The 13,537-nt window shown below is 64.8% G+C and carries 13 protein-coding genes; 7 read left to right on the forward strand and 6 right to left on the reverse strand.

Annotated elements, in window-relative coordinates:
* Nucleotides 1–38: 38 nt before the first annotated feature.
* Nucleotides 39–1,766, reverse strand: a complete 1,728-nt coding sequence (locus HMPREF0298_RS11005) for an ATP-binding protein (RefSeq protein ID WP_157464481.1) — start codon at nucleotides 1,764–1,766, stop codon at nucleotides 39–41.
* Between the two features lie 356 nt (nucleotides 1,767–2,122).
* Between HMPREF0298_RS11005 and HMPREF0298_RS11010 the strand changes: the two genes are divergently transcribed.
* The gene (locus tag HMPREF0298_RS11010; protein ID WP_006841274.1) at nucleotides 2,123–2,464 is read left to right on the forward strand and encodes a hypothetical protein; all 342 of its coding nucleotides are present in this window, start codon (nucleotides 2,123–2,125) and stop codon (nucleotides 2,462–2,464) included.
* A gap of 284 nt (nucleotides 2,465–2,748) precedes the next feature.
* Entirely contained in the window at nucleotides 2,749–3,867 is a 1,119-nt protein-coding gene (locus HMPREF0298_RS11015; protein WP_006841275.1) for an MFS transporter, read from the forward strand.
* A 543-nt stretch (nucleotides 3,868–4,410) separates the two neighbouring features.
* Here HMPREF0298_RS11015 and HMPREF0298_RS11025 read toward each other — a convergent pair.
* Both HMPREF0298_RS11025 and HMPREF0298_RS11030 read right to left on the reverse strand, forming a co-directional pair.
* Complete coding sequence (locus HMPREF0298_RS11025) at nucleotides 4,411–5,070, reverse strand: ABC transporter ATP-binding protein (protein WP_006841277.1); 660 nt, start codon at nucleotides 5,068–5,070, stop codon at nucleotides 4,411–4,413.
* Complete coding sequence (locus HMPREF0298_RS11030; RefSeq protein WP_006841278.1) at nucleotides 5,071–6,051, reverse strand: ABC transporter permease; 981 nt, start codon at nucleotides 6,049–6,051, stop codon at nucleotides 5,071–5,073.
* A gap of 456 nt (nucleotides 6,052–6,507) precedes the next feature.
* Here HMPREF0298_RS11030 and HMPREF0298_RS11035 point away from each other — a divergent pair, with 456 nt between their 5' ends.
* Genes HMPREF0298_RS11035 through HMPREF0298_RS11045 form a run of 3 tightly spaced genes read left to right on the forward strand, consistent with a single transcriptional unit; the run spans nucleotide 6,508 to nucleotide 9,144 of the window.
* Complete coding sequence (locus HMPREF0298_RS11035) at nucleotides 6,508–7,629, forward strand: sensor histidine kinase (RefSeq protein WP_040423226.1); 1,122 nt, start codon at nucleotides 6,508–6,510, stop codon at nucleotides 7,627–7,629.
* A gap of 2 nt (nucleotides 7,630–7,631) precedes the next feature.
* Nucleotides 7,632–8,237 carry a response regulator gene (locus tag HMPREF0298_RS11040; protein ID WP_006841280.1) on the forward strand — a complete coding sequence of 202 codons (606 nt, stop codon included), beginning with the start codon at nucleotides 7,632–7,634 and terminating at the stop codon, nucleotides 8,235–8,237.
* Between the two features lie 10 nt (nucleotides 8,238–8,247).
* Nucleotides 8,248–9,144 carry a ribokinase gene (locus HMPREF0298_RS11045; RefSeq protein ID WP_006841281.1) on the forward strand — a complete coding sequence of 299 codons (897 nt, stop codon included), beginning with the start codon at nucleotides 8,248–8,250 and terminating at the stop codon, nucleotides 9,142–9,144.
* On the opposite strand, the gene HMPREF0298_RS11050 is transcribed toward HMPREF0298_RS11045, so the two are convergent.
* The gene (locus HMPREF0298_RS11050) at nucleotides 9,145–10,323 is read right to left on the reverse strand and encodes a multidrug effflux MFS transporter (RefSeq protein WP_040423207.1); all 1,179 of its coding nucleotides are present in this window, start codon (nucleotides 10,321–10,323) and stop codon (nucleotides 9,145–9,147) included.
* A gap of 52 nt (nucleotides 10,324–10,375) precedes the next feature.
* Here HMPREF0298_RS11050 and HMPREF0298_RS11055 point away from each other — a divergent pair, with 52 nt between their 5' ends.
* Together HMPREF0298_RS11055 and HMPREF0298_RS11060 are read left to right on the forward strand one after the other, a co-directional pair.
* Nucleotides 10,376–11,437, forward strand: coding sequence for a pirin family protein (locus HMPREF0298_RS11055; protein ID WP_006841283.1), 1,062 nt, complete (start codon nucleotides 10,376–10,378; stop codon nucleotides 11,435–11,437).
* A gap of 77 nt (nucleotides 11,438–11,514) precedes the next feature.
* Entirely contained in the window at nucleotides 11,515–12,819 is a 1,305-nt protein-coding gene (locus HMPREF0298_RS11060; protein WP_006841284.1) for an IS1096 element passenger TnpR family protein, read from the forward strand.
* Here the strand turns inward: HMPREF0298_RS11060 and HMPREF0298_RS11065 are convergent.
* The gene (locus HMPREF0298_RS11065) at nucleotides 12,799–13,122 is read right to left on the reverse strand and encodes a DUF202 domain-containing protein (protein ID WP_006841285.1); all 324 of its coding nucleotides are present in this window, start codon (nucleotides 13,120–13,122) and stop codon (nucleotides 12,799–12,801) included. The genes HMPREF0298_RS11060 and HMPREF0298_RS11065 overlap by 21 nt on opposite strands.
* The gene (locus HMPREF0298_RS11070) at nucleotides 13,119–13,484 is read right to left on the reverse strand and encodes a YidH family protein (RefSeq protein ID WP_006841286.1); all 366 of its coding nucleotides are present in this window, start codon (nucleotides 13,482–13,484) and stop codon (nucleotides 13,119–13,121) included. Before HMPREF0298_RS11070 ends, HMPREF0298_RS11065 begins: the two co-directional genes overlap by 4 nt.
* Nucleotides 13,485–13,537: the final 53 nt, after the last annotated feature.

The following is a 13,537-nucleotide window of genomic DNA, read 5'->3' on the forward strand; positions in this document are numbered from 1 at the left end:
GCGGCGACTTACAGAGTGAAATGCAATGCAAATGCAATCTACTTGAAATCAACCAGAGCATAAAGGAAAGCGCGCTTGTCTGCGGGATCCTTCTCGGACGTTACTTCACCCTCCTGGATCAATTGTTGCAATGCTCGGTACGTTTGGTTTTCCGTAAGACCGGCTGCTTGGGCGATCGCGGATCGACGACTCGGCTCACGCAACTCCTGTAATGCCGCGCGCACCGCCTCCCGATCCTTAGGCCGAGCGTGCGCGGCCGTTTCGGCCCTCGAGACTATACCTCGCTGCTCATTCAACTGTCTCCCAAGAACGTACTTGGTTCCTCGCCCAGAGCCGGTCACGTGCGCCAAGCCGAAACGCACGAGCTCCTGCAGCTCATCGCGTGCCTCGACCGAATCCATCGGGAAGCGCGACCGGTAATCCGAGTTTGAGACATCCTCGCCGTTTCGCATCGACACAAGAGCGTGTTTCTGCGCCACTGAGAGGGACTCTACGGCGGGCAGCGTGTTCAACCATTCAATGTCGGTGGTAGGAAGCACACTCGAAGACGTGACAATTGCCGTGAACTCAATCACCTCGTCCTTGAAGAAGGGCTCGGGAAGGAATGCCTCACGCAAGGCGCGACGCACCTCAGGGATGCCGGTTGCGTGCCCCTCGATCACGCGAGCACCACTGGCTGACGTAATAGATGAGCACATCTTGTACAGCACAGCGTTGCGCGCACGGGGGCTCGTGCGCCCTAATTCCCGTTCACTGAGACCCCATAGACCGCCAGGGTTCTTCACTATGAGTCTGGTTGGCTGCTTAACCAGCATCGGATAGCTTCCGAAGCTCGCTGGAGAGAGGTCGCGGTGGACCAGTGCGTTTGCAACGATCTCGCGTACAGCCACTTCTGGGATTTCACTCATGTCAAAACCCCGACCACCCGAGAAGGCCACGCCGTGCATGAGATGCTTGTTCACCCAGTCCAGCGCTGCGTCTAGGAGATCAGGCACAGGACCCGAAAACTCCGCTCGGTCCGCTAACCGCAATGAGGTGTCGGAGTTGGGCATTGGCTCCGCGTGCGCCTTGACGGTTGTTTGTGGCAGGAATTGCTGAGGGTGTACCCCCATTGCGTAGACTGCGGCAAGCGTGGGCAATGTGGTCTCATGGTCGACGACACTGGTGCGCACGAGAAGCTCATCACGCCCCATGTTTCGCAGCCGCGGGCTTTCGCGACGCTGGGACTCCAGGTATTGCTCCAGCAGCTCGGGGACCAGATCCTTTTCTACACTCGCGCCTTCGATGGGCTGCCCATCAAAAACGGGCTGCGCACGTTGACTAACAAGGTACAACTCTTCCTGTTCGCTGAGCCTGTAATCACCCTCTCCCACGCGGATGAACGCGGGGCCGTGTTTGCCGACCCGGAACGGCCTACGGTCAGACGGTTGCGGAGGAACAACGCAGGCAACCACGGTTGCGCCGTCGATGGACTCCCATTCCACGGCGCCGAGCTGGACGGGCGGGACAACTCGTTCACGGGCCTTGCCTGCCAGTCCTTGAGCGCAGGCGGCTGGGTTATTCACTCCCGTTACCTCGATACCCTGGGGCGTTTCGGATACGCCAAGCAGAATAGTGCCGCCTTCCGGCATGTTGGCAAAGGCACTCAGCGTCTCATCCAATGTGTTTGGTAGATCACCTCGGGCGCTTTTGGCCTCAATATTCCAACGATCCGTTCCACTCTCGAGGAGCGCCGCAACTAGGCCGGGGATGTCGATTGAATTCATGCTCACGAAGTGTAATGCAATGCAATTAAAATGCAATGCACTTTGATTCTTCTCGTAATCAACTTTGGGGATGCCTACGCTGCTGACAAGCCCTCCCCCGTGCGCGGCCAGGTAGTTCCACCGAAGAACCCATAAACCCGGCAAGCGCATTGCCTGACAGCAACAACGAATTCGTCATGCTAACCTACGATGTCACCCATAGAGAACAGGCCCGCTACTCAGGTAAGCTATAGGTAATTTCAGCTCGGATATGCTGGCACCGACGACGGACGCAAACCGCACCGCTACCCCCAGAAAAAGTACCGCCCGTCCGGGGCCTATGACGTGAATTGGAATCTAAAGTGACAGCTGGCGAAGTGACGCTAACACGCACCTACTTCCTCGCACGGAAAGAAGACCTGCAACGCTGTTACGAGCGCTACCTGGAGCGCATCGAACGCGTCAAACAGTTCACGCAGGTCTACCTCATCGCCGACGAAGAAGTTCCAGAATCGAGCGAACTCGCCCGTGAAAACCTCCTGTCCGATTTGCGTGCTCAGAGCGATGATTCGCTCGTCGAAGACAAGCGGGGCCTCTACAGCTACGCCACCGCGCTACGCAGCATCGACGAACCCATCGCCCCCCGGAACCTCCATCTCGCGCCTGTGGGAAAACCTCCTACTTGCGAACGAGGAAGAATTCCCCCGCTCATTCATTAGCCAGGTCAGCTTCGCCTTCATGTCGCGGCCCGATTAGCTTGTCGGGAAGCTGCATTTTACAAGCGCCTGCTACCAGTGAAGCTGGAGGCCGATAACCTCGGCGCACCTTGAAGATCTCAGCGCAATATGAGTGCCTCACACGACACAGATTCCGGATCTTCACCCTGCCACCTGACCTCACTAACGCCCACACGGGTCGGCAACCTGAATGTGCCTCCACCCCGGCACACCACAGCGCGCTGCGTTAGTGTGTGCGGGTGAGAAACATTGTGCCCCTGTCAGCAATGGGCTTTGCGGCGTTCGTCTACGTCACCTTCGAAACCTTCACTGTCGGCCTGATCACCCCGATGGCCGCCGACCTACGCGTCTCCGAAGGCCAGATCGGGCTGCTCATGTCGGTCTACGCAGGCATCGTGGCCGTAGTGACCATTCCGCTGATGCACTACACGCGCCGCTTCAACCGCCGCCCGCTCTACATCGCCACCCTCGCTTTCTTGCTCACCGGCGTGATCCTGCAGGCGGTCGCGCCGAACTACGCAGTGTTGGTCATCGCGCGTGTCACGGCGGCGTTGACCCACGGGTTGTTCTGGTCGCTGGTCAACCCGATGGCCGCGCGCCTCGGCGACAAGGGCCACACCGGCCAAGCCGTGGCCGTAGTGTCGATGGGGTCGACGATGGCGCTGGTTGCGGGTTCACCGTCGGTGGCGTTCATCGGCGATCTCATCGGGTGGCGCGGGGCGACCTGGTCGCTGGGATCGCTCGTCATCGCCTCTTTTGTGGTGCTTGTCGCCACGCTGCCGCCCATGCCCGCGATTGAGCCGGATACCACGGCGGAGAAACCCGAGCGCTCGGCGATCCCCTCGCTGATTGCGTATTTGGGCCTCGCGGTCACCGCGCTGTTTACCACCTACACCTACCTCGGCCTCTTCGTGGAGACCACCTCCGGACGCCAGTGGGTGCCCGTCGGGCTGGCAATCTACGGGCTCATCGGCATCGTGGGGGTGCTGTGGGCGGGCCGGCGCGTTGACTTGCGCCCGATTCGGCTCAACGTCGTACCGACGGTGCTCATGGTCCTTGCCGCGGCACTCGGCCTTTTCGCCCTTTCCACTGCCGGGCCAGGCTCTGTCACTGCGGCATTTAGCTCGATCGCTTTTCTGGGTCTTGCCGCGGGCGCCTTGCCGACGGTCGCTACCACCGTCTTCCTCATAGCCGGCGGGCCAAACCAGGACCGGGCTTCGGCGGTCTACGTGGTCACCTTCCAGGTCGGTATCGCCGCCGGGTCCGCCCTGGGGGCCGCGTCCGTCGATGCCGGAGTGCTCGCCGGAACGCTCGTCATCACCGCAGTCTTGGCAAGCTTGGCCGGCCTCACCGTCTCCCTGTGGTCCCGACCGATCTTGCGGTAGCATTCACGCTCGAGGAAGCACACGGAAAGGTCCTGAGATGTCACGTCGCGCTTGCGTTGCCGGAGCATTTAGTGCCCTTGTCGCCCTCGGCGTGGCTGCATGCTCTTCACCCACTCCAGCTGATCCGCAACCTTCGACTTTGGTTGTGACGTCGACCCTGGTCACCTCGGCATCAGTCCCTACAGCGGTGCACACCGTCCCCGCGGAGCCCTCCCCTGAAGCTTCCGCCGACCGGGGGTTCTCTGAGCAACCCGGGACCCCCGCGAATTTCAACGGCCAAGCCGTCACCGTCTGCAGTTCGGGTGATGGGTGGGGAATCTCCGAATTGGCGGTGAATGACAATACCAGCTGCCCATTCGGCTTTAGCGTCCTCGACGCCATGACAGAGGGGGTCCCCAGCACCGAAAACATTCGGGATTATCTTCCGCGGACCGTCGAGGCCCACAGCCCCACCACCGGCCAAACGTATTCCATGAGCTGCCGGGATAACGGCGCCGGCATCATCACCTGCACGGGCGGCAACAACGCTGAGGTTATCCTCCACTAATTCGCCGGCACACCCGCAAGGTCCACGATTCGCCCGTCCTTGACCTCAACAACGCGGTCGCGCTCCGAGATGAGGGAGCGGTCGTGGGTGACAAACGCGCAGGCGATGTTGTTTTGCTCCACGAGGGTGCGCAGAAGGGTGACAATCTCGTGGCTGCGCTCGGAGTCGAGCGCGGCGGTGGGTTCGTCCGCAAGCACGAGTTCCGGCTCGCCCATCAGGGCGCGGGCGATGCCCACGCGCTGGCGTTGACCGCCGGAGAGCTGCTCCATGCGCCGATCGCCCAGGCCCTCGAGGCCGACGACCGCGAGGAGGTCGTCGGCGCGCGCGGTGCGCGGTTTGCGTCCGCGCATATGGTCGGTGACCAGTAGCTGCTCTCGCACGTTGAGCGCCTTGATCAGGTTCGCCTGCTGGAAGATCATTCCGATTTTCTCCAGCCGGATATTGTCGGAGACCGGGCAGCCGCCCACAAGCACCGTGCCCGAATCGGGCGTGAGCAGGCCGGCGGCCACGGAGAGTAGGGTTGACTTTCCAGAGCCGGACTCGCCGACGATGAAGGTCAGCTCGCCTGGGTCGGCGTTGAAGCAGACTCTATCCAGCGCGGTGAGGGTGCGCTCACCATCGGGGAAAGTAACAGTGACGTTTTCCATGGTGAGCATTTAGGCGATACCTCCGAGTGATTGCTGCGGGTCAATCTTGGTGATGGAACGGGTGGCCAGCCAGGCACCGGCCATGCCGAGTAGCCACAGGGCCAGCGGCGGGCCGACGATGCTGAGCACGCTCAGGCTGAACGGGGCGACCTGCGCGGCGGCCAGTCCGAGGCCGAGTGCGATCAGCCCGCCGCCGATGACGCCGACCGCGAGGATGAGCGCCGCCTGGCCGAGGGCGTCTTTACGCAGGTAGGAGCTCGATGCACCGAGTGCGCGCAGGATCGACAGGTCGCGGGTGCGCTGAATCGTCCACACGGTGAGGAAGGCGACCGTGACCAGTGCGGCGATGGCGTAGAGGAAGCCCTGGATGAGCTTCAAAGAGCCCTGTTCGGAGCCGTAGGCGGGCAGCGCGTTGAAGGATTCGCGCAGGCCGATGCCGCTGTCGTCGTTGTTCAGCGCGACGGTGCCGACGGCGTCGGTGTGCATCGCCGCCTGCCAAGTCTCGGTGGGCACCCAGAGGACGGGGGAGTGGGAGTAGTAGAGGTCGCCGGCTGTTTCGCCGACGCTAATCGACGCTCCTCCCACGCCGATCTCCTCTCCTTCGGCCAGCCCGAGCGAGGTTGAGGCGACGGCGGTGTCGCCCAGGGTCGTGCCCGTGGGCAGCACCGTGCCCCTGGGCAGGCCGAGCACCGCGGCGGAGATTTCGGTGCCGTCTACGCTGGTGAGCATCGTCTGCCCAGTGCCCAGCGGTGTCGCCCCGGCTGACACGTCGCCTGACGCGATACGCGAGGTGGCATACGACGGTTCATCCATGTTTTTGAAGGTGACTGATTGGGGATTGAGCGCCTCGAGCGCTGAGGTGTTCTGCTTGCCCAGGCCGGCTGTCAGACCGGTCAGCATGACTACGAGCAGCGTGATCAGCCCGACAACGCCGACGATGAGGCTGAAGCGGCCGAGCGCTGCCTTGATTTCTCTGATTCCAACGAACATGGCTTCAAGTGTGGCCGTGAACAGGACCTTTGGACATCGCCAGCGCGGTTGAACCTTGAATCAACCGATCGGTTGATTGCGGTTAGGCAGCTTGGTGACTTGTGGGTGGGTTGTGGAGGACACGGCTTACAGGCTCTGCCCTAGTACGCGACGTGACGGCGGTGTATCCGTGGCCTCGCCCTACCCGTGTCCTGCGACATAACAGCGCAGTTTGGACTGCGCAATTTAGCGAGTTGAGACGGCAAAACCCCTGGTCGCGAAAAGCCTGTGCGCGTAAATTGCGCAGTGCATAGTGCGCGGTGGCCTGGCAGGGCGCCGCGGCGATGGTGAACGGGCGGGTACTTCCGAAAACTCGACGCTATCCGAACAACCATGGATTCTTTGCAACAGCCGAGCACGGACCGCGGCCTACTCCCCCCGTTTTCGCAGCACCCGCGCAGGCTACTGTGGGAAACCGTGAGCAACACCAACCGGATCCTCGTCTTTTTGCGCGTCAGCCTGCACGTGCTGGTCGCGGTGCTGCTGGCGGTCGGGCTCGCCGGTGCGCTGCAGGAGGGCATGAACGTCGCTGCGCTGTGCTTGGGCGCGCTGTTTGCCGTGGTCTACCTTGTGGGCACCGTCTACCACAACGAGGGCAAGCCCTACCCGCTGGCGGCTGCGTGGGCATGGCTGGCCGTGATTACCGCCCTATGGGTGGCTCTAACGTGGGTCTCCCCCACCTTCGTCTGGCTGGAATTTCCGCTGGTCATCCTGGTGAGCTACCTGTTTCCCGTCGTTCCAGGGCTGCTCATCTCCGCGGTGATCCTGGGCTACACGCTCACTGTCACCGCCCCGGAAAGCGGCGTCGGCGGCATCGTCGGGCCGACGATCGGCACTGCCATGGCGCTGCTGATATACCATTCCTACTCCGCACTGCGTCGCGAGGCGGACCACTACAAGCAGCTGGTCGTGGACCTGCAGGCCGCGCAGATGGAGCTCGCCGCCGCGGAGCACTCCGCGGGTGTCTCCGCCGAGCGCGCCCGGATGTCGAGGGAGGTCCACGACACCATCGCCCAAGGTCTGAGCTCCATCGTCCTGCTCGGCAGGGCGTTGGACAAGCAGCTCGGGGATACCGCCTCGGCGCGCGAAACGCTCGACACCATCCGCTCCACGGCCGCCGACAGCCTGACGGAGGCGCGACGCATCGTCGCGGGCGACGCTGGCCCGCTCGAGCCGCTGTCGGTACGCGTCGAGCGGCTCGCTGATGCTGCGCAGCAACGCCAGCGCGCGCTCGGATCGCACATTGAGGTGCGCGTCAACGTGGTTGACCTGCCCGAACCCGCCGCGAACGTCGTCGAGCGCGTTGTCCGCGAGGGCTTGAGCAACATCGTGCGCCACGCAGGCGCGACCCAGGCCGTGGTCACGGTGGATAGGCTGGGCGACCAGGCCACCGTCGACGTCTATGACAACGGCCGCGGCATCACCGGCGAAGAGGGCTTCGGCCTGCGTGGGCTGCGCGAACGCCTGCGCGAAGCCGGGGGAAAGCTCACCATCGAGGGCAACGTGCTTGCCGCCACGCTGCCGGTTAAGGAGCGCTAGCCATGATCAGGGTCATGCTTATCGACGACCACCCCATCGTCCGCGCCGGCCTTCGCGCGGTGCTCGACTCCTTCGGCGACGTCCACGTCGTAGCCGAGGGCGCGTCCGGTGCCGCGATCGACGAAATGCCCGAGGGCGTCGACCTCGTAGTCACCGACATCCAGATGCCCGAAATCGACGGCATCGAGGTCACCCGCCGCCTCGTCGCCGCGGGCGGGCCCCCGGTGCTCATCCTGACCACCTACGACACCCAGGCTGACGTGCTGGCCGCGGTGGAGGCGGGCGCGCTGGGCTACATGCTCAAAGACGCCCCGGAACCCGAGCTGCACGCCGCCGTGCTCTCCGCCGCGGGCGGCAAACGGGTGCTCTCGCCGCAAATCGCCGGCGTGCTCGCCGAGCGCGTCATGCACCCCGACGAGGCACTGTCCACCCGCGAGATCGAGATTTTGCAGGCGCTGCAAACGGGCGCGTCGAACAGGGAAATCGCCAGCTCACTGTTTATTTCCGAGGCGACGGTGAAGACGCACCTGATCCACATCTATTCCAAGTTGGGGGTGGACAACCGCACTGCGGCCGTCGATAAGGCTCGCGAGCGGCGAATTATCTAAGTTGGCGGGCATGGCAACTGTCACTGTCGTAGGATCGATCAACGCCGATCTGGTCGTTGAGGTCGACCGCCACCCGCGCCCCGGTGAGACTCTGCTGGGCAGCGGTGGGGAGGTCTCGGCGGGCGGCAAGGGGGCCAACCAGGCCGTGGCCTGCGCCAAACTGGGCACGCAGGTGTGCATGGTTGGAGCGGTCGGCACCGACGCCTACGCCGAGGAAGCACTCAAGTACCTGCGCACGTCGGGGGTGGAGCTCAGCGACGTGTCCGCGGTCGACGGGCCGACGGGCCTGGCCGTGATCACCGTCGACAGCAGCGGCGAGAACACCATCGTCGTCGTCAGCGGGGCAAACGCGCAGGTAGACGGAGGCTTTGTCGACGCCCGGCGCGGTGCAGTCGAGGGTGCCGAGGTGGTCGTCGTACAGGGCGAGATCCCGGCGAGCGGGTTTTCCGCCGCGGTCCAACTCGCCACCGGCCGCGTGGTGGTCAACCTCGCGCCCGTCATCGACGTCGAGCGCGCCGACCTGCTGCGGGCCGATCCCTTGGTGGCCAACGAGCACGAAGCGGGGCTGATTCTCACCCAGCTCGGCGAGCTGCAGCCTCCCGCCACGGAGGAGGAGATGGCGGCGGTGCTACTCGCGCAGGGTTTTGCGTCCGTCGTGATCACCCGCGGCGCGGGAGGTGCCGTTGTTGGCCACGGCGACACGATCACGCCGATCCCCGCCCCGCGGGTCGAGGCCATCGATACCACCGGCGCGGGCGACGCCTTCGTCGGCGCGCTCGCCGCCCGCCTCGCCCACGGAGCTTCGCTTGTCGACGCCTCCGCGTACGCATCCCGCGTCGCAGCGCTGTCTACCACCCGCCGCGGCACGCAAAGCGCCTATCCCACCGCGGCCGACGAGCTACCCTAACTACTCCGTCCGGCGCGTCAGGGTCGCCAGCGCCACCAGCGCGATGCCGGAGCACGCGATGATGGAAATACCCATCGCCAGCATGGGGTTTGTCCCCAGCGCGACCAGCGGCGGGATCGCACCGGCCACCACGTACTGGAAGAACCCCATCGCGCCGCTCCCCGCGCCCGCGCCGATGTCGCGCACCGAGTCCACGCCCAGCGCCGTGGCGTTGGCCACGATGAACCCGGCCATGAGCGACAGAACCGCCAGCGTGGGGACGACGAGTACCAGCGTCGGGTTGGACAGCGCCTGGGGGACGAGGAGGGCGCCGGCGAGGGCGTCGATAAGCAACGCGGCGATGAGAGCTCGGCGCGGGTCGGTGCGCGTGACCACGCGCATGTTCATCGCGTTCGACAGCGGGATCAGCATGGCCATGGAGCCGAAGATCACCGCGAAGGCCGTGGGGGAGACGCCGAGCTGGCGCTGCATCACCAGCGGCGAGCCCGAAATGTAGGAAAACAGCACGCCGAAGCCCAGGCCCGAGGCCAGCATGTAGCCGACAAACGCGGGGCGGGCCAGGCAGCGCGCGATGCGGGGAAACAGCCCGCGCAACGCCCTGGACGAGCGCATCTGCGGCGGCAGGGTTTCCGGCACGACGCGGAAGGCCACGAGCGTTTGCACGGCGTTGAGGACCACTAAGGCCCAGAAAATGCCGCGCCACCCCACGGCCGGCAGCAGCACACCACCGATCACTGGCGCGATCGCCGGCACGAAACCGGTAATCGCCATGAGCGCGGAGAACATCCGCGCAGCTTCGCGGCCGCGCGCGATATCGGGAACCACGGCGCGCGCGACCACCATCATCGAACCGCCGGCGAGGCCCTGGATCACGCGGGCGGCGACGAGCAGCTCGATAGACGGGGCGATAGCGCACAGCACCGACGCCGCGAAGAAACACACCGAGGCGATCATGATCGGGCGTTTGCGGCCCGTGCTGTCGGATAAGGCTCCGAATAGCAAATTGCCCACCGCCATACCCAGCATGAAGCCGGTGATGGTCAACTGCGCCATCGCCGGGGTCGTGCCCAGGTCCTCCTGTAGGGTCGGCAACCCCGGCAGGTACATGTCGATGCCGAAGGGGCCGACCGCGGACAACAACGCGAGGGCGACGAGAAGGCTACGGCTAATGGAGTTCACTGATTCATCTCTACCCGGATCAAAGCACCCTGGCAAAAGGTAGCCTTGGGCCATGAGCAACCTCGAGACATCGCCATCCGAGTACCAGCTGACAACCGGCGGTGGAGCGGTGCCGGACGGGCAATGCCCTGGTGTGGACGTGGAAATCATCACCGCCCGCGAGGTGCCCCTCGGCGGACCCCGCGCGCTGACCGTGCGCCGCACGCTGCCGCAGCGCAAGCGCTCCCTGATCGGCGCGTGGTGCTTCGTGGACCACTACGGCCCCGCCGACGTTGCAACCACCGGCGGCATGGACGTCGCCCCGCACCCGCACACCGGTTTGCAGACCGTGTCCTGGCTGTTTTCCGGTGAGATCCAGCACATCGACTCCGGCGGCAACCGCGGGATCGTCCACCCCGCCGAGATCAACCTCATGACCTCCGGCTACGGCATCTGTCACTCCGAGACGTCCACGCCCGAAACCACCACGCTTCACGGCGTGCAGCTTTGGCTCGCCCTGCCCGAAACGGCGCGCAGCACCGCGCCGCGCCAGTTCGAGCACTACGCGCCCAACGCACTTTCGCTTGACGACGCCTCCAGCTCCACAGCACACGTATTCATCGGCAACCTGCTCGGGCAGAGAAGCCCGATTGAGACGTTTACCCCGCTCGTCGGCGCGCAGTTCCGCCTCGCGCCGGGCGACAGCGTGACCTTCGCCGTCGATCCCGCCTTCGAGCACGGCGTCCTGGCGGACGTTGACGGCCTGGCTCTGGAGGGCGTAAGCCTGCCGCGCGGTGCGATCGGCTACACCGGAGTCGGCGCCACCGAGCTGAACCTGACCAACACCACCGACGCCGAGGCGCTGGCCGTGCTGATCGGCGGCGAGCCATTTACCGAGGACATCCTCATGTGGTGGAACTTCGTCGGCCGCGACCACGCCGAAATCGTCGAAGCACGCAACCAGTGGCAGGAGCGCTCCGAGCGCTTCGGGGTTGTAGAGGGCTACGTTGGCCGTGGCGGGCCCGACGCCAACGCCGACGGGATGGCGTGGCTGCCGGCGCCGGAGCTGCCCAACGCCGAGATCAGGCCGCGGGTCAACCCCGCGCCCGTCGCGCGCGGGGAGGACGAAGACTAGCTGCACGTGTACACCTCATTGCGCAAGAGCCCTTTGCCGCCGAGCGAGATCCGCCGAGCGCAGTATCCTTAGGAACCATGATCGTCTCGCTGCTGATGACTATCGAGGGCTCGCAACCGAAAGTCTCCCGCCTGGTCAACGTGGAGAACTCCATGCACCTCGGCGCACTTTCGCACGTCATCGACGCGGCCTTCGGCTTCTCCGGCGGCGAGAGCCACATGTACATGTCCACCGGGCCCGGCGCGCGCGAGGTGTTCACAACCCACCCGAGCGAGGGCGAGCGCGCCGAGAACGACATCACGGTCGCCGAGATGAAGCCCATGATCTACGTCTACGACCCCTCCGCGAACTGGAACATCCACGTCGAAGTGCTCGGCACCTCGCGGCTCGACGGCCCCACGCCGTTGCTTATCGACGCCCTCGGGCCCGACGTCGTCGAAGCCTGCAACGGCCCCACCATGATGAGCAAGTTCCACGCCGAGGCGCGCCGTATCGCCGCTGGCCTGGACCCCGACATGGAGGTCGCGCCCCTGCTGTTGAGCTTCTTGCCGGTGATGACACCGGATCGGCTCCTGCAGCGCCTCACCCAGGCTGACCCGGTGACCGTCTCAGAGCGCATCAGCTTCGTCGCCGAAGATCTGATGATCGATTCCGCCAGCTCCATCGGTCAGGATCCGCTCACGCAGCAGCTCGCCACCGAGTTCGAGGACTTTTTGGAAACGCGCCCCGACTTGATGGAAATCATGTCGATCGACCCCAGCCCGGAACACAATCCGGCACTGATCGCCGCGATGGCGGGATTCTTCGAAGACAGGCTCGGAGAGGAACCACTCGTCCCGGAGTACCCGAACCTGTTCAGGGAAACTGTCGAGGCGATCCTCGGCTACTTCGCGGAACCGGTCAAGCTCACCGCGACGGGTGCTCTGCCATCGCGGGTGGTGCGTGCGGTCGGGCAGGTGCTGGGCTACGACACGCGCTCGCAGCGCCCGCGCGAGACCTCGCTGCCCCTGTTGGCCACCACCCGTGAAATCCTCACCGAGGCGGGGCTTTTGAAAAACACCCAGGGTCGGGTGCGGCTCGGGGAAAGCGGCGCGCGGCTGCTTTCCGGCGGCGCGAGCCTCGACGAACTTCACCTTGCCATGAGCCACGGCTTCGAGGAGACCTTCGGCGCCCACGAGTGGAGGGCTGTGGTGAAGTGGATCGCCAACGAAAACGGCATCATCGCCTCCGGCCCCCAGCGCGTCCCGGCGGACCTGGCCGGCACGTACGATCTGCTCAGGGCACTGGGTGTGGTGGAGGAATCCGTGTACCCGCCCGGGCACTACCTCACCCACGGTGGACACCTGCTCATCCAACGGATGCTAGAGCTGGGTGAGCACTAGCGCGAAACCAATGCCGCCGAGCACGGTGAGCATGAGCGTCATCAGCGCCACCCCGACAGCGTTGGGGGTGGCGTGCTCCTGTGACAGCTCCTTCGCCTGGCCGCGGTACATCGGCCGGTTGGCCACGATGAGGACGATGGCGAGAATGGCGAGCAGGACTATCGCAGTGAACACTACATCGGGGTAAGGGCCGGACCAGCGCAGAAGCGTCATGGAGCACACCATCATGGCGAGCGCCGTGCGCGTCCAGCTCATCGCGGTGCGCTCGGGCTGCAGCCCGGCGTCGGCTACGGGGATGCTCACAAAAGCCCCAGGAAAACGACGACGGAGGCGATGGCGATACCGATGCCGAGTACGGGGATGATCGCCGGCGCGGGTAGCGGGCGGCCGTGCCGCATCGCGCGCTCGACGCGCACCCAGCGCAGCGCCGCGCCGACTGAAATCGCAATGCCGAGCAGGATTACAACCGCGGCGGCAAATGTGCGTAGCGACGGTGCGATACCCGGAATGGCGAACGCTTCGAGCGCGATGCCCGAGGCCAAAAACGCCAGCGCGGTTCGCGTCCACGCGAGGAACGTGCGTTCGTTGGCGAGAGTGAAACGCGGGTCCGGCTCGTCGCCGTCGGGGAAGACGGCGCGTGTAAACCAGGCGCGTTGCTCGCTCATGCCTCCTAACTGTAGCCCAGCTACGCATTACTGCCACGAAGGTATGGTGGGGT

The sequence above is a fragment of the Corynebacterium lipophiloflavum DSM 44291 genome (genome assembly GCF_000159635.1).
Lineage (GTDB): Bacteria > Actinomycetota > Actinomycetes > Mycobacteriales > Mycobacteriaceae > Corynebacterium > Corynebacterium lipophiloflavum.